Annotated in this window: 19 protein-coding genes and 1 tRNA gene; 13 read left to right on the forward strand and 7 right to left on the reverse strand. The window is 70.2% G+C overall.

The window, feature by feature from the left end; genetic code table 11:
• Positions 1–24: 24 nt before the first annotated feature.
• On the forward strand, positions 25–714 hold the full coding sequence (locus B073_RS0113480; RefSeq protein WP_234025073.1) for a YIP1 family protein: 690 nt from the start codon (positions 25–27) through the stop codon (positions 712–714).
• 45 nt (positions 715–759) lie between these two features.
• On the opposite strand, the gene B073_RS0113485 is transcribed toward B073_RS0113480, so the two are convergent.
• Positions 760–1,041 carry a hypothetical protein gene (locus tag B073_RS0113485; protein ID WP_018538627.1) on the reverse strand — a complete coding sequence of 94 codons (282 nt, stop codon included), beginning with the start codon at positions 1,039–1,041 and terminating at the stop codon, positions 760–762.
• A 381-nt stretch (positions 1,042–1,422) separates the two neighbouring features.
• On the opposite strand from B073_RS0113485, the gene B073_RS0113490 reads away from it, so the two are divergent.
• Complete coding sequence (locus tag B073_RS0113490) at positions 1,423–2,613, forward strand: CaiB/BaiF CoA transferase family protein (RefSeq protein WP_018538628.1); 1,191 nt, start codon at positions 1,423–1,425, stop codon at positions 2,611–2,613.
• An 81-nt stretch (positions 2,614–2,694) separates the two neighbouring features.
• Positions 2,695–4,020 (forward strand): L,D-transpeptidase, encoded by a 1,326-nt coding sequence (locus tag B073_RS0113495; protein WP_018538629.1) that lies wholly within the window; start codon positions 2,695–2,697, stop codon positions 4,018–4,020.
• 139 nt (positions 4,021–4,159) lie between these two features.
• Here the strand turns inward: B073_RS0113495 and B073_RS0113500 are convergent, their stop codons facing one another.
• Together B073_RS0113500 and B073_RS0113505 are read right to left on the reverse strand one after the other, a co-directional pair.
• Entirely contained in the window at positions 4,160–5,068 is a 909-nt protein-coding gene (locus B073_RS0113500; RefSeq protein ID WP_018538630.1) for an NAD(P)-binding domain-containing protein, read from the reverse strand.
• Positions 5,069–5,591: 523 nt separating this feature from the next.
• Entirely contained in the window at positions 5,592–6,593 is a 1,002-nt protein-coding gene (locus tag B073_RS0113505; RefSeq protein WP_018538631.1) for a sigma-70 family RNA polymerase sigma factor, read from the reverse strand.
• Positions 6,594–6,802: 209 nt separating this feature from the next.
• Between B073_RS0113505 and B073_RS0113510 the strand changes: the two genes are divergently transcribed.
• Positions 6,803–7,321 carry a GNAT family N-acetyltransferase gene (locus B073_RS0113510; protein ID WP_018538632.1) on the forward strand — a complete coding sequence of 173 codons (519 nt, stop codon included), beginning with the start codon at positions 6,803–6,805 and terminating at the stop codon, positions 7,319–7,321.
• 201 nt (positions 7,322–7,522) lie between these two features.
• Positions 7,523–8,098, forward strand: a complete 576-nt coding sequence (locus B073_RS0113515; protein WP_018538633.1) for a hypothetical protein — start codon at positions 7,523–7,525, stop codon at positions 8,096–8,098.
• Between the two features lie 196 nt (positions 8,099–8,294).
• Here the strand turns inward: B073_RS0113515 and B073_RS0113520 are convergent, their stop codons facing one another.
• Positions 8,295–8,792, reverse strand: coding sequence for a pyridoxamine 5'-phosphate oxidase family protein (locus B073_RS0113520; protein WP_018538634.1), 498 nt, complete (start codon positions 8,790–8,792; stop codon positions 8,295–8,297).
• A gap of 508 nt (positions 8,793–9,300) precedes the next feature.
• On the opposite strand from B073_RS0113520, the gene B073_RS0113525 reads away from it, so the two are divergent.
• Together B073_RS0113525 and B073_RS0113530 are read left to right on the forward strand one after the other, a co-directional pair.
• Positions 9,301–10,356, forward strand: coding sequence for a questin oxidase family protein (locus B073_RS0113525; RefSeq protein WP_018538635.1), 1,056 nt, complete (start codon positions 9,301–9,303; stop codon positions 10,354–10,356).
• 433 nt (positions 10,357–10,789) lie between these two features.
• Positions 10,790–11,290: a MarR family winged helix-turn-helix transcriptional regulator gene (locus tag B073_RS0113530; protein WP_018538636.1), complete on the forward strand. Its 501-nt coding sequence runs from the start codon at positions 10,790–10,792 to the stop codon at positions 11,288–11,290.
• A gap of 202 nt (positions 11,291–11,492) precedes the next feature.
• On the opposite strand, the gene B073_RS0113535 is transcribed toward B073_RS0113530, so the two are convergent.
• Complete coding sequence (locus tag B073_RS0113535) at positions 11,493–13,016, reverse strand: MFS transporter (RefSeq protein WP_018538637.1); 1,524 nt, start codon at positions 13,014–13,016, stop codon at positions 11,493–11,495.
• Positions 13,017–13,312: 296 nt separating this feature from the next.
• On the reverse strand, positions 13,313–13,957 hold the full coding sequence (locus B073_RS0113540; RefSeq protein WP_018538638.1) for a TetR/AcrR family transcriptional regulator: 645 nt from the start codon (positions 13,955–13,957) through the stop codon (positions 13,313–13,315).
• Between the two features lie 407 nt (positions 13,958–14,364).
• On the opposite strand from B073_RS0113540, the gene B073_RS39955 reads away from it, so the two are divergent.
• Positions 14,365–15,789, forward strand: coding sequence for a M6 family metalloprotease domain-containing protein (locus B073_RS39955; protein ID WP_018538639.1), 1,425 nt, complete (start codon positions 14,365–14,367; stop codon positions 15,787–15,789).
• On the opposite strand, the gene B073_RS0113550 is transcribed toward B073_RS39955, so the two are convergent.
• Entirely contained in the window at positions 15,749–16,390 is a 642-nt protein-coding gene (locus B073_RS0113550) for a TetR family transcriptional regulator (protein WP_026247346.1), read from the reverse strand. The genes B073_RS39955 and B073_RS0113550 overlap by 41 nt on opposite strands.
• A gap of 179 nt (positions 16,391–16,569) precedes the next feature.
• Here B073_RS0113550 and B073_RS47140 point away from each other — a divergent pair, with 179 nt between their 5' ends.
• From B073_RS47140 to B073_RS43940, 5 genes are all read left to right on the forward strand, one after another.
• A complete protein-coding gene (locus B073_RS47140; RefSeq protein WP_018538641.1) occupies positions 16,570–16,734 on the forward strand; it encodes a hypothetical protein in 165 nt (54 codons plus the stop codon).
• Positions 16,731–17,021 carry a hypothetical protein gene (locus tag B073_RS0113560; RefSeq protein ID WP_018538642.1) on the forward strand — a complete coding sequence of 97 codons (291 nt, stop codon included), beginning with the start codon at positions 16,731–16,733 and terminating at the stop codon, positions 17,019–17,021. Before B073_RS47140 ends, B073_RS0113560 begins: the two co-directional genes overlap by 4 nt.
• Before the next feature lie 71 nt (positions 17,022–17,092).
• Positions 17,093–17,168, forward strand: a tRNA-Arg gene (locus B073_RS0113565).
• A 265-nt stretch (positions 17,169–17,433) separates the two neighbouring features.
• Positions 17,434–17,802: an effector-associated constant component EACC1 gene (locus B073_RS46355; RefSeq protein WP_158690125.1), complete on the forward strand. Its 369-nt coding sequence runs from the start codon at positions 17,434–17,436 to the stop codon at positions 17,800–17,802.
• Complete coding sequence (locus B073_RS43940; RefSeq protein ID WP_078508007.1) at positions 17,799–19,472, forward strand: caspase, EACC1-associated type; 1,674 nt, start codon at positions 17,799–17,801, stop codon at positions 19,470–19,472. The genes B073_RS46355 and B073_RS43940 overlap by 4 nt, the downstream gene beginning before the upstream one ends.
• Positions 19,473–19,587 lie beyond the last annotated feature (115 nt).

Raw genomic sequence — 19,587 nt, forward strand, 5'->3', positions numbered from 1 at the left:
GCGGCCGGTGGTAGAAACGGCCGTATGTCCGCATCGCCGCCCCCCACACCTCCGCCCCCGCGGCGCGGCCGGCGCGCCGCCCCGCCCGCGGGTGCCCAGCCGCCCCCGCCGCCGCCCACGTTGGTGCAGCCGCCGCCCGCGCCCGCGCCGGCCCGCCGGGAGCCCGTGCCGCACCGGCGGCTGTGGTGGCACCGGCTGATATTCGGGCTCTGGTACCGGCCGGTGGACGTCTTCGACGAGGCGCGGGACCGCAGCGCGTGGAGTGCGGCGGTGCTGCTGTGCCTGATCAGCGGCGGGATCGGGATCGTGTCGGTGGACGCGTTCCGCGCCCAGTGGGCGGCCGGCCCCACGGCGGCGCTGCAGTTGGTCGGGATGGCCGAGGCGGTGCTGCTGCTGGCCAGTCTGGGGCTGGGGGCGGTCACCCACGCGATAGCGCGGACGCTCGGCGGCAACGGGCGGTTCGCGCCGACGGCGAGCCTGTTCGTGGTGCTCTTCTGGGTGACGGACCTGCCGCGGCTGCTCATCGCGGCATGGCTGCCGGCGAGTTCCACGTTCGTACAGGCCGCGACATGGACGACCTGGGGGTTCGGCTACTTCCTCGCGGTGCTGCTCATACGTGGTCAGCACCATCTGTCGACGCGGAAGTCGGCGGCGGCGGTGTCGGTGCAGATGCTGGCGGCGCTGGCGCTGCTCAAGCTGGGGCCGGTGCGGTGAGCCGGGCGCGCCGGAGGTCCGGCGCACCACCCGGCTGACGGAGGATCAACTGCGGCTGCTGAGCTGCCGCACGAGGTCGTCGAACGCCTGCCGTTCGGCGGGGGTGAGGTCGACGTTCTCCGAGGCGGGCCCGCCGGGCCCCGTCTGGCGCGGTACGGCGTCGAGCCGGATCCGGGCGCGGGGCGGCCGCCTCCGGAAGGAGAACGGTGCGCCGGCGCCGTAGTGCCCGCGGCGGGTCAGTCTGATCAGGCCGACCGCCCAGAGGACGACGATGACCAGCAGTACGCCGAGGCCGATCTGCTGGAGAATCGAAACGGAGGGGAGCATGCTGTTCCTCCCGAACAAGTGGGCGCTGGGCTAGGGCGCTTCTGACGGATCTCCGTGGACAGAACACCTAGGTCCAGTAGACACCACACGTCTGGCCTTCCAACAGGGGATCTTGGGCCACAAATCCCGAAGTGACACATCTCCTATGACATTTCCCCGCATTCCCGACACCACACGTGTGCCCCTTGTGTGTGTCCTTTGCGTATGTCCCTTGTGTGTCGCGGTCCGGATGTGAGCCCTCCGGGCCCGGCCGGCGGCGGCGCACCACCGGCCGCACCGGCGCACTGCCGCGGCCGGCGTTGGACACCCCGGCACCTTCCCTCCGCCGCCGGCCGTCGCGAACGATGACGGCACCTCGTCCGCGACGTGAGGAGTACGCCCGTGCCCCAACAGGACCACCGGACCGCCCCGCGCGCCCTCGACGGCATCCTCGTGGCCGACTTCAGCCGGGTGCTGGCCGGTCCGCTCGCCGCCGCCACACTCGCCGACCTCGGCGCCGACGTGATCAAGGTCGAGCGGCCGGGCTCCGGTGACGACACCCGCTCCTGGGGGCCGCCGTTCGCCGCCGACGGGACCGCCGCGTACTTCGACGCCGCCAACCGCTCCAAACGGGGCCTGGCGCTGGACCTCGCGGACCCCGGGGACGCGGCGGCGGCCCGGGAGCTGGCGCGCCGGGCGGACGTCCTGATCGAGAACTTCCGGCCCGGCGCGCTGGCGAAGTACGGCCTGGACCCGGCCGCCACACGGGCCGCCAACCCGGGGCTGGTGCACTGCACGATCACCGGTTTCGGCTCCGGCGCGGGCGCCGCGCTGCCCGGTTACGACTTCGTGGTGCAGGCGGTGGGTGGACTGATGAGCATCACCGGGGAACCCGGCGGGACGCCACTGAAGGCGGGGGTGGCGCTGGTGGACGTGCTGACGGCCAAGGACGCCGCCACCGGGATCCTGGCCGCGCTGCGGCACCGCGACCGGACCGGCGCGGGCCAGGCGGTGGAGGTCAATCTGCTCTCCTCGCTCCTGGGATCGCTGGTGAACCAGGTGTCCGCCCACCTGGCGACCGGCCGGGACCCGGGGCCGATGGGCAACCGGCACCCGAGCATCGCCCCGTACGAGACGCTCGCCTGCCGGGGCGGGCTGCTGGCCGTGGCGGTGGGGAACGACCGTCAGTTCCGGGCGCTGGCCGAGGCGCTGGGGGTGCCGGAGCTGGCGGAGGACATACGGTTCCGGCGGAACCAGGATCGGGTGCGGAACCGCACAGACCTGGTCAGAGCGCTGGAGGATCGGCTCGCCGCCGACACCCCGCGGGGCTGGACGGAGCGGCTGACGGCGGTGTCGGTGCCGTGCGGCCCGGTCAACAGCCTCTCCGAGGCGCTGGAGTTGGCGGCGCGGCTGGGGCTGGACCCGGTCGTCCCGGTCGGCGCGGACCGGATCCCCCAAGTCGCCAGCCCGCTGCGCCTGTCGGGCACGCCGGTGGTACAACCGACGGCGCCACCCGGCCTGGACGAAGACGGCACGGCACTGCGAACCTGGCTATCAGGGCCGGGCGACCGACCCCTGCCGCCACGAATGTGACCTTCGTCACAACGTGGTCGTACCCGCAACCAAATCCACCCGTAGGTGCTGTTTACCAGCACGGAATCACAACACCCCTGTATGGAGCAGCTCGTGACATCGCTGGACAACCCCCCGCCCGCCCCGTCCCGCACCCCCCACCAGCAGCTTCAGACCGAGTCACGCGATTCCGCCGCGCCCCGTCGCACCCGCCGTACCCGCCGCGCCCTGGCGCTCACCGCGCTGCTCGCCGCGGGTGCGCTGTCGCTGACGGCCTGCGGCGGCGACGCCGAGGCGGGCCAGGGCGACGGCAAGAACGGGCAGGCCGGAGCGGACGCCGCGGCCGCCAAGGACGCCTCCGACGCCAAGATCCAGGTCTCGTCGAAGGACGGCGCCACCAACGCCAGCATCAACGACACCGGGGTGAAGGTCACCGGCGGCAAGTTGACGGACGTCAAGCTCACCGCCGTCGACAGCGGCAAGGACGTCGCCGGTGCCATATCGCCGGACGGCACGTCCTGGAAGCCCGGCGCGCAGCTGGACCGCGGCGCCAAGTACAAGCTCGTGGCGAACGCCAAGGACGCCAAGGGCCGTCCGGCGACGGAGAACGCGACCTTCACCACGGTCTCGTCGGCGCACAGCTTCATCGGCTCGTTCACGCCCGACAACGGCAGGACGGTCGGCGTCGGCATGCCGGTGTCGTTCAACTTCGACAAGCCGATCACCAACCAGAAGGACGTCCGCTCCCACATCACGGTGACCTCCAGCAGCGGCCAGAAGGTCGTCGGCCACTGGTTCGGCAACCAGCGCCTGGACTTCCGGCCGGAGGACTACTGGAAGGCCGGCTCCAAGGTCACCATGAAGATCGCGCTGGACGGCGTGAAGGGCGGCCCGGGCATCACCGGCGTGCAGTCCAAGACGGTGTCGTTCACCATCGGGCGCTCGCAGGTCTCCACGGTCGACATGGACACCCAGACCATGACCGTCAAGCAGGACGGGAAGGTCATCAAGTCCATCCCGATCTCCGGCGGCAGCCCCGACCACCCGACCTACAACGGCCAGATGGTGATCTCGGAGAAGTTCGAGCAGACCCGGATGGACGGCTCGACGGTCGGCTTCGGCGGCGAGTACGACATCAAGGACGTGCCGCACGCCATGCGGCTGTCGTCGTCCGGCACCTTCATACACGGCAACTACTGGGGCAACTCGTCGATCTTCGGCCGCACCGGCACCAGCCACGGCTGTGTGGGCCTGGAGGACAACAAGGGCGGCGGTGGCGACACCCCGGCCAAGTGGTTCTACGACAACTCGCTGATCGGCGACGTGGTCATCGTGAAGAACTCCAAGGACAAGACCGTCCAGCCCGACAACGGCCTCAACGGCTGGAACATGTCGTGGTCGGCGTGGACGGCGGGCAGCGACTCCTGACGGCCGGCCCCGCTGGCGCTGACGCATACGAGGCGGTGACCGCTTCTCCTTCCGGGAGGGGCGGTCACCGCCTCTTGTGCTTGCGGGCCGGGGCTGCCTACGGGGGCCGGAGGCAGGGGGCTCGCCTATCGGGCCGGCTTCACGCCCCGCCGCCGCGGGGGTGGACCAGTTCGAGCACTCCCCCGACGCTCTCCGCGCCATGGCCGTCCGCCACCCGCCGCTTCATCAGCTCCCACAGCGGGCCGAACAGCTCCGTACTGACGCCCTGCGCCCGGCTGACGTCGCCGATGGCATCGTGCGAGACCTGCATGGCGAGGTTGGAACCGGTGGCGCCGTAATCCCCGGAGTCCGCCTGCTCCGCCATCGCGGGAAGTTGGCTGTCGGCCATCGCCCGCAGCCACGGCACCAGGAGTTCCCGGGTGAATTCCGCGACGTTGCCGCCCGCCGAACGCACCAGGCCGGCCGCGTGCAGAAAACCGCCGAACATGCCGTACATTCCGCTCAGCAACGCCAGGTCGTTGAGCGGCGCCAGGCCCGGGTCCGCCCCCAGATAAACGCTGCGGGCGAAGGCGTCCAGCACCTCGCGATACGCCCGGAAAGCTACCTCGGCACCGCTGTAGAGCACGAATGCCTGCGGCTGCCCGATGATTTCCGGGACGGCCATGATGCCGCCGTCCAGATAATCCGCGCCGAGCCCGGAAACCCGCTCCGCGAGCTCCCGCGCCTCGGCCGGCGAACCGTTGGTCACATTGACCACGACCCGGCCCTTGAGCGCCTCACCTGCACCGTCGTCGGCCAGCAGCGGGCCGACGGCGGCGTAGTCCAGAATGCAGACGATCACCACTTCGCCCGCGGCGATCGCCTCGGCCGGAGTGAGCGCACGCCGGGCGCCCTTTTCCACCAGCGCGTCGGCCTTGCGCGCCGTACGGTTCCACACCGTCACCCGGTGACCGGCCGCGAGAAGCGCCGCCGCCAGGGCCGTACCCATGTCTCCCAGGCCCAGCACGCTGACGTTCGTCCGCGCCGCATTCCCCACCGAGTGCTCCATCGAATTCCCCGCCGCCATAACGGAACTGCGCTCCCGCCTCTTTCTCGTACTGATCTCTTGCCGAGGTCCGACCGAGGTCTTGCTGACCTCTTGCCGGCCTGAGCCGGTCTCTTGTCGAGCTCTTGGTGATCAGTCTTGGCGGGGGCGCAGTTCCGGACAAGTACCCACTAATTTGTGGGTGGTTACCTGGGAGTGAGTGGTCACCTGTCGGTGGGTGGTCAGCTGTGCGTGAGCGGCTACGTCGCCATGGGTGCCCGTCCGAGTCGCGGTGGGTGCCCGTCCGCACGCACAAGAGCCCCGACGCCACCACGGCATCGGGGCTCGCCCCATCCACAACATTCCGGCCACAACGTTCCGCCGACATCCCACGCCGGCACCCGCACCGCACGCTCAGGGCACGCCGCCGCGCGCCACGTCACCGCGCGCGCTCGCGGCACGCCTCACCGCCGTACGGCGCGCCCCGGCTCGCCCGCCCGCGTACGGCTGCCGTACACGGCCGGCTCCGCCCGGGGGGCGCGGCGGCTCAGGCCGCCGCGTCGAACCCGGTGTCGCGCGCCATCCGCTTCAGCTCCAGCAGTGCGTGCTTCTCGATCTGGCGGATCCGCTCACGGGTCAGGCCGTGCTGCTTGCCGACCTCCGTCAGCGTGCGCTCGCGGCCGTCCTCGATGCCGTAGCGCGCCTTGATGATCGACGCGGTGCGCTGGTCGAGGCGGTCGATCAGATCCTCCAGCTCCTCGCTGCGCAGCAGCGTGAGCACGGACTGCTCGGGAGAGGCGGCGGAGGTGTCCTCCAGCAGGTCGCCGAACTGGGTGTCGCCGTCGTCGTCCACCGACATGTTGAGGCTGACCGGGTCGCGGGCCCAGTCCAGGACGTCGGTGACGCGGGCCGCCGTGGAACCCAGCTCGCCGGCCACCTCCTCGGGCTCCGGGTCGCGGCCGTTCTCGCGGTTGAACTCGCGCTGGACCCGACGGATCCGGCCCAGCTCCTCGACGAGGTGGACGGGGAGCCGGATCGTGCGCGACTGGTCGGCGATGGAACGCGTGATGGCCTGGCGGATCCACCACGTCGCATACGTCGAGAACTTGAAGCCCTTGGCGTAGTCGAACTTCTCGACGGCGCGCACCAGGCCGGCGTTGCCCTCCTGGATCAGATCCAGCAGGGGCAGGCCGGAGCGCGGATACCGGCGGGCCACGGCGACGACCAGGCGGAGGTTGGACCGGATGAAGACGTCCTTGGCCCGCTCACCCTCGGCGGCGAGCGCTTCGAGCTCCGCGCGGCTCGCGCCGGCGGCGTCGGTGTCGGTGATCTCGCCGTCCAGGATCTGCTGGGCATAGACCCCGGCCTCGATGGTCTGCGACAGCTCCACCTCCTTGGCGGCGTCCAGCAGTGGCGTGCGCGCGATCTCGTCGAGATACATGCCCACCAGGTCGCGGTCGGCGATGTCTCCGCCTGCTGCGCGAACGCTGTTGGCCTCGCCAGAGCCGGTGGTGCTGGCCTGACGACGGGCGACGGCACGGGTTGCCATGCGGATGCTCCCTTTGCGCTGAGTCGGTCGCGGGACAGTGGAGCGGATCATCGGTCGGTGACTGCCTCTGGCTCTGTCTCTGTGGACTTCCAGTGGCGACCAGCTGACCCGTCCGAAGGAAACAACGGCTGGAATCCGGACAGAATTCCCATGCCGCGCCCCTATTTTTCTGATCATGCAGTACCCTGCGCCGCCACGAAGGAGGACAGATGGCACCTGAGCAGGGGGACGTGCAGGTCAGAGCGGGCGCAGAGACGGACCTCACAGCCCTTACGGATCTTTACAATCACTACGTCCGCGAGACACCCATCACATTCGACACGGAGCCCTTCAGCTCCGAGCGACGTCGCCCGTGGTTGCTCTCCCACCCCAAAGACGGCCCGCACCGCCTTCTGGTTGCGCGGGACGCCGAGGACCACCTGCTCGGGTATGTCACCAGTAGCCCGTTCCGCCCCAAGGGCGCGTATGCGACCTCCGTGGAGACGACGGTCTACTGCGCGCCGGACGCCGCCGGCCGCGGCGTCGGCACGCTGCTCTACTCTGCGCTCTTCGCGGCGCTCGCCGAGGAGGACGTGCACCGCGCCTACGCCGGGATCGCCCAGCCCAACGAGGCGTCCGTCCGCCTCCACGCGCGCTTCGGCTTCCGTCACATCGGCACGTTCACGGAGGTGGGCCGGAAGTTCGACCGCTACTGGGACGTCGCCTGGTACCAGAAGGACCTGCGGTAGCACCGACAAGGACAAGGACCTGCGACAGCACCGACGGGAGGGCCCGGGGCGATGACGGGAGGAGCCCGGGCCGATCCCGACGGGGTACGGGCTGATCGCGTCGGGCATGGCCGATCCCGTCGGGGCACGCGCTGATCCAGTTGACGCCGCCCACACCCGGGTGTCGCCTGGACAGGAAAGGGCGAACGAGAGGAGCCCGTCATGGACCCGCACGCGCACCGCGACCCGCGCACCGGCGGGGAACGGCGGCCCGAGGCCCGGGCCGCCCGCTCGCACGGCACCGTCGAGCCGGAACACGGCGCAACACTCTCCGGCCCCGTGGAGCGCACCGCCCCCGAGGCGGCCGGCCCCCGTATGCGGCCCGCCCTGGTGCTCCCGATCGTCGCGGCGCTCTGTTTCGGCTGCTACACGATCTGGATGGACCACACCAACGGCGCCAAGGGCGGCCAGGCCGCGCTCCTCGGGCTGATCGCGGCGGTGGTCACCGGGGTACTGGGGGTGACGCTGGTGCACTTCCAGGCGACGATGATCACCGAGACACGGGCCCTGGCGTACGGCGCGCTCTTCGGCGCGTCGATGGGCTGGCTCTACTCCCTCGGCGGCAGCACCCCCTCGGTCCTGAAGTCGACGATCTGGGGACTGATGATGTTCGGGGTGATGTTCATCGCCTCGCTCTACGTCTTCCGCACCCACCGCGACCGCGAGCCCCACGGCCTGCACCGCCCCCGCCAGGCACACACGGCCCGACGGCCCCACGTTCCGCACGCCGCGCACTGACGCCGGCAGCGGCACGGGCACGGGCATGGGCGCTGAACCGGCATGCCGCGCGCCGCGCACGGAGGCGACACGCCTCGTACCGCGCACCGCGCCCGGACGACGGCCACTGCCGCTCCCACGCCCCGCACGGTCGATTGCCCGGACGGGGTGGGAGGGCGCGGCGGGGCCTCCTGCGCCCCACCACTCCCGCCCCCGGCTACTCCCGCTCCTCCAGGGCCTCCGGATACTTCGGCGGGGCCCCGTCCGACGTCCGTCGTATCGTCCGCAGGGGCCGGCCCGGCCGCCATATCTCCAGCTTGATGAACGGCGGCTCGGTGGACGTCCGCACCACCTCCGTCAGCAGCGCCCGGTAGAGGTGGAACGGCTCCGGTGGCTTCACCGCCGCCGCGTACCGCGCCTTCGGTCCGGGGTCGGTCACCTCGACCGCCCGGCCGGCGACCCGTACATCGCTGTCGGCCAGGTCCGTCCCGCCGCCCGGGTTGGCGTGCAGGGCGAACCGTGGGTCCCGCCGTAGATCCAGCGCCTTGCGCGAGTCGATCATCACGCCCAGCCATAGCTCGCCGTACCGGAAATCCGCCTCCAGTCCGCTCAGCCGCGGCGCGCCGTCCTTGCGCAACGTGGCCAGGACGTGATGCCGATACGCCCCGAACCGCGCCCGCACCGCCGCCGCGAACTCCGGTACCGCCGCCTCCACTGCGGCCCACCCGGCCGCGCCGTTCCCGCGCCCGCCGTCAGGCCCGTTCCCGCACCCGTTCTCCTGCCCGTCCCTGCACCCGTTCCGATGCGCACTGTCGCTCGTCATGGCGACCAGGCTCCCGCCCATATCCGACACCTCCTGTCCGGTATTCCGATTCCTTGGTTCCGTGAATCCGTGACTCCGCGGTTCCGCGGTTCTGCGGTTCTGCGGTTCTGCGGTTTCGTGACTCCGTGGCTCCGTCCAACCACCCTCCGAATCCCTCGACTTCAGCGTGCCACCCGCCACTGACAACGCCCCGCCGCACGCCCACCGCGCGTCCCGTCGCGCGTCCCGCCGCACGCCCCTGCGCACGTCCCACAGCCGCGCCCGTACGCCCGCCTCCGGGCCCGCGACCACCCGGCAACCGCCCCCGGCCGGTAGGACCACCGCCGTAGTCCCACAGGCCCGTTCAGGATCCGCCCGCGGTCCGTTACCCGGCCCCTGAGCGCGTACCTAGCCTCGGGGCATGGATACGACGAGCGGCACCCTCGACGAAGCCCTGGAACGCCTCCACACCACCGGCCCCGAGTTCAACGGATACCTCAGCAACCACGCCCCGATGGCCGTCGAGGCCCTGATCCGGCACGGCCAGGCGGCGACCGTGCACCGCTGGCTCGACGACTACGCCACCCGCCTGGAGGACGTACCGAGCAGCCGGACGACGATCACCGACGCCAACTGGCAGGAGGCGCTGGGCGATCCGCGCCGGGTCACCGACTGGACCGCGTACATGACCCGCCAGGTGGCCGAACGCCCCTGGCGCGAGGTGCTCGTGGAGTGGTGGCCGCGGCTGCTGCCCGGCATCGCGGGCGCCGCCACCCACCCGGTGATCCGCGTCGGCCACGCCGTGCGCACCCTCATGGAGCAGGGCGAAGAGGAGCCGCGGATCGCGGAGTTGGCGCACGCCCTCGGCTACTGGGCGGCGCGTCACGCCACCCTGCCGATGTCCGTGCGCCCCAGCGGCACCACCGCCCCCGCCGACGCACTGGCCGCCCTCCCACGCGTCCCCAACGAGCAGCCGACGGTCATCGACGGGCTGGCCCAGCTGCCCGGCACGGAGGGTTGGCTGGCCGCGGCCGAGTCGCTGCGCGCGCCGCAGAACCCCGACGAGGCCCGCGAGCAGCTCGCCGCGCTGGTACGGGCCGCCACCCACCACTATCTCGACTACGGCCACGGCAACGGCGTCATGCTGGTCCACGCGGCCACCGCCCCGAACGCCGTTCTGCGCACCCTCCCGGCGCTCCCCCGCGAACTGTGGGTGCCGTCGCTCGGCGTCGCCTGGACGGCGAGCGCCGCCCTCGCCTCCGTCTACAGCCCCGACACACCGCTGCCGGAGCTCACCACGGGTCCGCTCACGCCGGAGGAGGTCTTCGAACGGGCCGCCGCGCACGGCGACGCGCATGTGATCAAGCTGACCGACACCGCCCTCGACGTGGCTTCCTGGGCCACCGACGGCGACGACGACCGCGCCCTGCGGTCCGCGCTCCGCTCCCTGGAGCTGATCGCGCTGGGAGAGGACTGACCGGCCGATCGGGAGCGGGGGCCGCTGCGTCCTCCGGTGCGTCGCCCGCGCGTCGGCCCGGGGGCGACCGGGGGGCCTCCGGGGCCCGGGACGCCGGCAGCCGGGCACAGCGATCTGACCGAGAAATGGCGCCGACATTACCGACATAACGGCTTGGCGGCGTCACACTGGCGTTACCACTGTTCCGCACCAGCGTTCCGCATCACTGCTCCGCACCACCGTTCCGCACCACTGCTCCGCTCTTCCGCGACGGCGCCCGCCTCCCCGCGCGGCGTCACCTTCTGCGCCCGATCCGGGGCCGCCACCACCTCCGGACCCCCGCACAGCGAAGACCCTCCGGCCGCGGGACCACCCCCGGCCGGAGGGCGGCTCCCCGTCGGACCCCCATTGTTAAATGTTCAATAACTCTCGAGGCGGTGAGAGAGTGGATGGCATGAGCAACGAACCCGCGACGACCGAGCCGCGCTGGCTCGATGACGAGGAGCAGCACGCCTGGCAGGCGTACCTCCACGCCACCACGCTCCTGGAGGACCACCTCGACCGCCAGCTACAGCGCGACGCCGGGATGCCGCACGTCTACTACGGCCTGCTCGTCCAGCTCTCCCGCGCACCGCGGCGCCGGATGCGGATGACCGAGCTGGCTCAGAACGCCAAGATCACCCGGTCCCGCCTCTCGCACGCCGTCGCCCGTCTGGAGAAGAACGGCTGGGTCCGGCGCGAGAACTGCCCGTCCGACAAGCGGGGCCAGAATGCCTACCTCACGGACGAGGGGCTGCGGGTCCTGGAGAAGGCCGCGCCCGGACACGTCAACGCCGTCCGGGCCGCGATCTTCGACCGCCTCACCCCCGAGCAGATCGGCCAACTCGACGAGATCTGCTGTGTGATCGCCGACGGCCTCCAACCGCAGGGCGCCGACCTCCCCTGGCTCCGCTGACGCGCTGACGCTCAGCGGAGCGAAGGGAGGCCGACGCACCGGGGCACCGCGGCCGCCCCGGTGGCCGTCCGCCCATCCGGCCACCGGCACACTCCCACCGGCCCAGACCGACACCGCCCCCGGCTCCGGCTCCGGCTCCGGCTCCGGCTCCGGCCTCAGTGCACCGACGCCGACCCCACTGACCCCACTGACCTCAGTGACCTCAGTGCACCATCACCGGAATCTGCGCGCCGTCCTCGGCGTCGGCGCTCGCGCCACCGTCCGACGAGGCCGACGGCGAACCCGCGTCCGGCCGCCCGGTGTTGACGAGCGTGAAGGCGATCACCGCCGCCAGGGCCAGGATGCCCACCGCCCACCAGATGGCGGAGGCGTAGCCGTGCACCATCGACTGGAGCTTGAGCAGGTCCGCCGAGCGCGCACCGGCCGCGTGCGCGGTGGCGTAGGCGGTGGTGGCGCTGGCCGCGATGGTGTTCAGCAGGGCGGTGCCGATCGCGCCGCCGACCTGCTGCGAGGTGTTGACCATCGCGGAGGCGACGCCCGCGTCACGCGGCTGGACCCCGTGCGTGGCCAGCGACATGGCCGGCATGAACGCGGTGCCCATTCCCAGGCCCATCAGGACGAAGCCGGGCAGGATCAGCGCCGGGTAGGAGGTGTCCAGGTCGATCTGGGACAGCACCACCATGCCGAGCGCGGCGAGCGCGAAGCCGGGCGCCATCAGCAGCCGCGGCCGGACCCGGGTCATCAGCCGGGCGCCGATCTGCGTCGAACCGGTGATCATGCCCGCGACCATCGGCAGGAAGGCCAGGCCGGTCGCCACCGGCGTGTAGCCCTTCACGATCTGGAGGTAGTAGGTCAGGAACAGGAAGAGGCCGAACATGCCGATCACGGCCAGGCCGAGGGAGGCGTAGACACCGGCGCGATTCCGCTCGGCGACCACCCGCAGCGGCAGCAGCGGCGACGCCACCTTGGACTCGACCAGGACGAACGCCAGCAGCAGCACGGCGGCCGCGGCGAACAGCCCCAGCGTCACCCCGGCCAGCCAGCCGTCCGACTCGGCTCGGGTGAAGGCGTAGACCAGCGAGACCAGGCCGAGCGACGCCAGGACGACGCCGGGGACGTCCAGCCGGGAACGGTTGCGGCCCTCGGCGGGCTCGCGGACGACCAGTACGGCACCGGCCGCGGCGATCACGGCGATCGGGATGTTGACGAAGAACGTCCAGCGCCAATCCAGGTACTCGGTCAGCACACCGCCGAGGAGCAGCCCGAGGGCGGCACCGCCACCGGCGATCGCGCCGAAGATGCCGAACGCCTTGGCCCGCTCCCGGGCCTCCGTGAACGTCACCGCCAGCAGCGACAGCGCGGACGGCGCCAGCAGCGCGCCGAAGACGCCCTGCAGCGCCCGCGCGCCCAGCAGCATCGCTTCGTCGGCCGCTGCACCGCCGAGCGCGGAGGCCAGCGCGAAGCCGACCAGGCCGATGAGGAAGGTCCGGCGCCGGCCCCAGAGGTCGGCGAGCCGGCCGCCGAACAGCAGCAGTCCGCCGAAGGCCAGCGCATAGGCCGTGATGACCCACTGGCGGTTGGCGTCGCTGATGTCCAGGGCCTTCTGGGCGGAGGGCAGCGCGATGTTCACGATCGTCGAGTCGAGGACGACCATCAGCTGCGCGAGGGCGATGAATATCAGCGCTTTCCAGCGCCGCGGATCGACGGACGGGGCGGTTTCAGACATGACGAGGTCCACCTAGTGGTGCGTAACGGAACGTGGCAGAGGTTCTGGAAACGGGAAATATCTGGAAGGTCTGGCGGGGCTGGGGGCTGGCAGGGTTGGGGGGCTGGAAGGTTCTGGAGCGATCTGAAGCGATCTGGGGCGACGCGGGACGGCACGGGACAGCGCGGAAGCCATGGCCGGCCCGGAAGCTACGGCGGACGCGGACGACACGGCCGACGCGGAGCGACGTAGACACCGCAGACGCCGTGAGCGCCCCGCAGTGGCCCCGCCCCCTCACCGACCGCCGCGGCCCGTGATCAGCGGCGCCTCAGGTCCTCCAACGTGACGGCGGAGCCGGGAAGTTCGGACCGGGCAGGGGCCTGCAGGCCGTCCAGGAACAGCTGCAGATGCCGGTGCACGAACTTGTCGAAGTCGAGACAGCCGCTGCCCGGCAGCGGGCGGGTGAGCTGGGTGAGCGCGACCATCAGGTCACCGACGGCGATGTCGGTGCGCAGCCGGCCGCTGTCGCGCGCGGCGCCCATGACGGCCAGCACGGCCGCGTCCAGGCGCTCGCGCGCTGCGAGCAGATCGGGGTGGGCCGGGTCGATGCCGTCGGAGAGCAGCGGGCACAGTGCGCCGATCCGCTCCTCCACCGCGTCGTGGACGAAGCGCCGCAGCGCAGTGAAGGCATCCGGCTCCTCGGCGAGGGCGCGCTCCGCACGGTCCGCTATACGGGACATGACAGAGAGCGTGACGTGGTGGATCAACTCGTGGCGATCCGTGAAGTGACGATAAAGCGTCGCATTACCGACGCCCGCGCGTCGAGCGATTTCATCGAACGACACCTCGGCGCCGAACTCGACCATCGTCTCCCGCGCGGCAGCGATGATGCGCTCCCGGTTGCGCACCGCGTCGGCCCGCAGCCGCGGCTGCTCACTCTTCACCCGCGCCACTCCGGTCACGTCGGCCCACTCCCTTCGTCACTCGTCACGCCACTCATCACGCCGCTCATCACGTCACTCACTGCATCGACGCCGACGCCGACGCCGACACCGGCATCCGCACCGACAGCGGCACCGGCACCGACCACATCCTCGGAACCGGGGAACCGGGGAACGACTCCCCGCTTCCCCCGACACCGAGCTAAACGGGGATCCGCTCCCCGGATATTTCCCGGCCGGGATGTGAGGTGTGACACGCGGGCGACGCGGGCACGGCACGACGCGGCGCGGCCATCCCTCCGCACCACATCACCCCTCCATTTGACGCACCCCCACGCGCGGGCGACCATCCCCCGCCGCAGGCTGAACACCATGAGGCAGAAGGCACCCGCCCGAACCGCCGGGGCCCGCACGCTCAAGGCAGAGCCATGCGCACCCTGACGCACAAGATCTGCGCCGCCCTGGCCGCGACCGCCGCCTGCGCGGCCGCCGCCACCACCCTGGCGGCACCCCCCGACGCCTCGGCCGCACCGCCCCCGCCCCCGGCACCCTTCGCCCCCGTACCGCCGGCTCCCAGCGTCAAGCCTCTGCCGCCCCCCATCGGGGCCGCCGGTGCCGCGAAGCCCACCGTGGTCCGCCCCGGCGCCCCCCGTACACCCACCGAGACGTCCCCCAACGGTCCCTGCGCGCTCCACGGCATCACCGACGACGTCTCCGAAGCCGCCCCGACCCCCGCCGGCTTCGCGCACGGCTCCGGCACCGTGCGGGCCCTCACCCTCTTCGTGGACTTCCCGGACGCCCCCGCCGGCCTCTCCCCCATGGCCCGTTTCGCCGAGTTCTTCCCGGCCGTGACGGACTACTTCCGCACCAGCTCGTACGGCAGGCTGACGTACGTCCCCAAGCCCCTCTTCCGCTGGATCCGCATGGCGCACCCGCTGGCGGCGTACGGCATCACCCGCGACGCCAGCTTCGATCCGTCCTCGGGCCGCGGCTACCACGCGCTCTCCCAGGAGCTGGTGCACGCCGTGGAACCGTTCGTGGACTTCCGGGACTACGACGTCGTCAACGTCATCGCGGCCCCCAACGCGGGGCCGGCCGCCACCGACTCGGTCCTGTCGGTCACCTTCAGCGGCTCCGACCTGGGGCTGAAGACCGCCCGCGGGGCGCCGTTCCGGAACGTCTCGTTCATCTGGAGCCGGCAGACGGGCCTGAGCGCCTTCCGGGTCCTCAACCACGAGAACGCGCACTCCTTCGGCCTGCCCGACCTCTACTACACGGACGAGCGGAGCGGCTCCACCCCGGTGGGCCACTGGGACCCGATGGACGAGGACTGGGGGCCGACCAACGACTTCATGGGCTGGCACAAGTGGAAGATGGGCTGGCTGACCCCCGGCCAGGTGCACTGCGCACCGGCCGGCGGAGCGCCCTCCGAGCACGTCCTCACACCGATCTCCACCCCCGGCGGCACCAAGATCGTGGTGATCCCGACCGGGCCGCACAGCGCGTTCGTCGTCGAGGCCCGGGCCAGCGGCCTGCTGGACCCGATCGTCTGCCGCCCCGGCGTCCTCGTCTACCGCGTGGCCACCAACGTCCCCTCGGGACGCGCCCCGATCCGCGTCATCGACGGCACCCCGCACAGCGACGGCTGCTACACCGACGACCGCTACGTCGACCCGGACCTGACCGACGCCACCTTCCGGCCCGGCGAGACCTTCACCGACCGCATCAGCGGCGTCAGCGTCACCGTCCTCACCGAGAACGCCGACGGCACCTACCGTGTCCGCACCACCCCGGCCCGCACCCCACTGCCCATCAGCTTCCCTCTTCTCCCCAGTGCCGGCGGCCGATACTGATCAGCCGCAGCTGCCGCCGGGCGCGCCACACCACCCGCTCGGCCGCCTCCTCGTCCCCGTCCTCCCGGGCGTCGAGCAGCTCCCCGGCGGTGGTCACCAGCCGGTCGACGTACAGCTCGGCCAGCATCCGCACGTCCTCGTCCCGCCAACCGTCCGACAGCGGCTGGGACTTGAGCGCCGCGGCGACCTCCGCGACGAACCGGTCCAGCTCCCCGGCGATGGCGTGCCGCACCGCCCGCACCCCGCCGCGCCGCTCCCGCGCCACGAACCGCACATGCGCGGGGTGCTCCCGCACATGCCGCTCGACGACCGCGACCGTCCGGTCTATCCGCTCCTCCGCCGCGTCCTGTTCGGCCAGGATCGCGCGCACCATCGCGTGCAAGCTGCCCAGCGCCTCCTCGACGAGCGCGACGCCCAGCTCCCCCAGATCCCGGAAGTGCCGGTAGAACGCGGTCGGCGCGATGCCCACCACCCGGGTCACCTCACGCAGCCCCAGGCTGCTCAGACTCTGCTCCTCCAGCAGCCCGAGCGCCGCGTCCAGCAGCGCCTGACGGGTTTTCTGCTTCTGCGCCTGACGGACTCCGCCCACACTGTGACTCATGTCATCCAGTAAACAACCGTTCTCCGAACCAATCCATCCACCCACGGTCGTACACTGAAGAAGTCAGTGAACAACTGTCCTCTCAAACTTCTCTCACACTTCTTCCGGCCGCACTCCGCCAACGGACCCTCACCGGGCCCCGCACCGGAACCGGCCCCGGAAAGCCGGAAAGGCAGACCATGCTCTTCCTCGTCGCAGCCCTCCTCCTGATGGGGATCGCGCTGGGCACCGCGGCGCACCTCCCCGTCCCGGTCACCCTCGTCGCGGCCGCGGTCATCGCCGCCTGGCTGCTCGTCTTCTACCTCCGCGAACGCCGCCACCGCACCGAGGAGACCGCCCGATGACCACGCTCACCACCAGCCCGGCAACCACGGCGCGCACAGCGAAGCCCGCCCCCCGCCCCCAGGCCGACGGCATGGCCATCGCCTCCTTCGTCCTGGGCCTGCTCGGCACTCTGGTCCTCAACATCGTCCTGGGCCCCTGCGCACTGGTCCTCGGCACCCTCGCCCTCACCCGCGGCACCACCCGCCGCGGCCGCGCCCTCCTGGGCCTCACCCTCGGCGCCGCCGACCTGCTCCTCCTCGCCGCCCTCACCACCGCCGACGGCACCCTCAGCTGGCACATCGGCTGACCACCCCAACACCCCCACCCGCCACCCACCATCCGCTACGCTTATCGCCGGATCGGCTCACCCCGATCCCCGCCTCCGTAGCTCAGGGGATAGAGCACCGCTCTCCTAAAGCGGGTGTCGCAGGTTCGAATCCTGCCGGGGGCACCAGCAAAGAGGCCACCTAGCGATGTCGCTAGGTGGCCTTTGGGTTCAGGGTTGGCGGCGGTGCGGGCAGTCACTGACCGCCGGGGTCACCCGTCGACGCCAAGCCGGCTAGCCGGGGGGCGTCGAAGCCCCCTAGACCTACCTAACCTCTACGCCTGGAAATACAGATCGCATACACGTAACGACTTAGAGTCACTAACGCCGCGCATTTCGGGCGGTCTACCTGCAAGCTGATGCGCATTCAATTCATACCCGGCAAGATACGTCTGTGGTGAATCCAGACTCTCAACTGCTGTGGATCCGTACTGACAACGGAGCTGACGAACTGCGCTCCCTGCTGGCTTGGTTGCAGTGGGACGATGCCTTGCGCGGGCGGGTCCGGCTGGAACACGCGCCGGTTGGCTCCGGCGAGATGGGCGGGCTAGTCGATGCACTTACCGTATTTCTTGGCTCCGGCGGGATCGGAGTGGCGTTGACGCGCTCATTGACCGCATGGATCTCGCAGCGTCGTTCGGATGTCAAGTTGACAGTAACTGCACGCGATGGGCGGAGTGTTGAAGTTGACGCCAAACGGGTCGACGCCCAAGCACTAGCGAGAGACATAGAGCGAATATTGCGTGCGGAGGAAGGGTCGTGACCCGTTTCCCCGATCCGGCCCGTTCGCGAGCCGTGCTGATCGGCGCCAGCACGTTCTCGGAGGCGGGTGGGTTGCCGTCCATACCGGCCGTTTCAGACAACCTAGAGGGCCTTCGTTCGGTGCTCACCAGCTCAACCACCGGATCCCTCAGTGCCGAGCACTGCACACTTCTCAGAGATCCCGCAGCGACCTCAGAGATCGGCCAAGCCCTCGCGCAAAGCTCGGAAGCCACGGACGTGCTCTTTGTGTACTACAGCGGGCATGGGCTGGTCGATGTGCGCGGCAGATTGTACCTCTCCCTGTCCTCCACGAAGCCCGATCAATTGCGCTGGACAGCACTCCCTTTCGACTTTCTCCGGGAGGAGCTGGCAGCCAGCCCGGCAGCAATTCGGGTACTCATTTTGGACTGCTGTTTCTCAGGTCGCGCGGTCGAGGCAATGTCGGATCCCAACGGAACGATAACCGGGCAGATCGACATCGCTGGCACCTACACGATGACCTCGACGACGGCGAATGCCACCTCCTACGCACCGGCGGGCGCGAAATATACAGCCTTCACCGATGCCCTGCTAAGGGCGTTGCGTAGCGAAGAATGCATAGAGCCATTCGAGGATGAAGAATACAAACAATCACTCACGCTGGATGAGATTTTCCGTGAGGTGGATTTTCGCCTCCTTAAGCGTGGGCTTCCTCGCCCTCAGCGACGCGCGATTAATGCCGCGGGAAGCTTGATGCTGACCAAGAGCCGCCAAGTCGACGCGCCGCTGGCGAATATTCAGCCCGGGCACCAATTCAGCACGCGTCGTCAGGCACACGATGCGGGGGTGCATCGCCCGCTACAAGCCGGAATCTGTGGAACCAGAAAGACCGGCGCAGAGTCCATCGTTCTCTCCGGCGGCTACAAAGACGACGAGGACCACGGTGATGTCATCATCTACACCGGTCACGGCGGACAGGACCAGGCTGGAAACCAGATCAGAGATCAATCCCTGGATGACTCCGGCAACGCAGCCCTGGTGACCAGTTACCTCGAAGGGCTGCCGGTCCGGGTTATCCGCGGCTGGCAGAGCACGTCGCCCTATGCACCCAGTAAGGGCTACCGGTACGACGGCCTCTACCGTGTGACCAGCTACGGCAGCAAGACCAGCCTCGATGGATTCTTGATTTGGCAGTTTCGGCTAGAAGCATGCGAGGGCACTCCGCTACCGAAGATGCAACAACAGGGCGACCTTGACGATTTGGTCGAGCCCAAGACTAAACGCGTAACCGCGCGGAAAAAATTGGAAGGTATCGGTCAGCCCGAACGAGTCGCCGCTACTGTTCAGCGAATCGTTCATAGCAATTCCACACATCGCCAGGTCAAGGAATGGCACGATAATCAATGCCAGATCTGCAGTGTGCGTATCGAGGTGCCCGGCGGGAGCTATAGCGAAGGCGCGCACATTCAGGCTTTGGAAAGTCCGCACAACGGTCCGGACACAGCTGGCAATGTGCTCTGCCTCTGCCCAAACTGTCATGTGATGTTGGATGCCGGTGCCATCGTCCTTAACGACGATCTCAGCGTCATCCGGGCCGGCGAGGAGGTGGGCACCCTGAATACGCATCCTCAGCACACCATCGACCTGGAGTGCGTGAAGCAGCATCGCAAACGGTGGAGTGACGTGGAGTAATGCAGTGAGACGGATGCCCACTCTCGACGTCAACAGGGCGGGGCGTCAGCACATCTCGACGGGGTACGGCACACGGCCGACGCCATAGAGACGGCTCCGCGCTGTCTGACAGCGG

Origin of the sequence: Streptomyces sp. MspMP-M5 (assembly GCF_000373585.1) — a bacterium.
GTDB lineage: Bacteria > Actinomycetota > Actinomycetes > Streptomycetales > Streptomycetaceae > Streptomyces.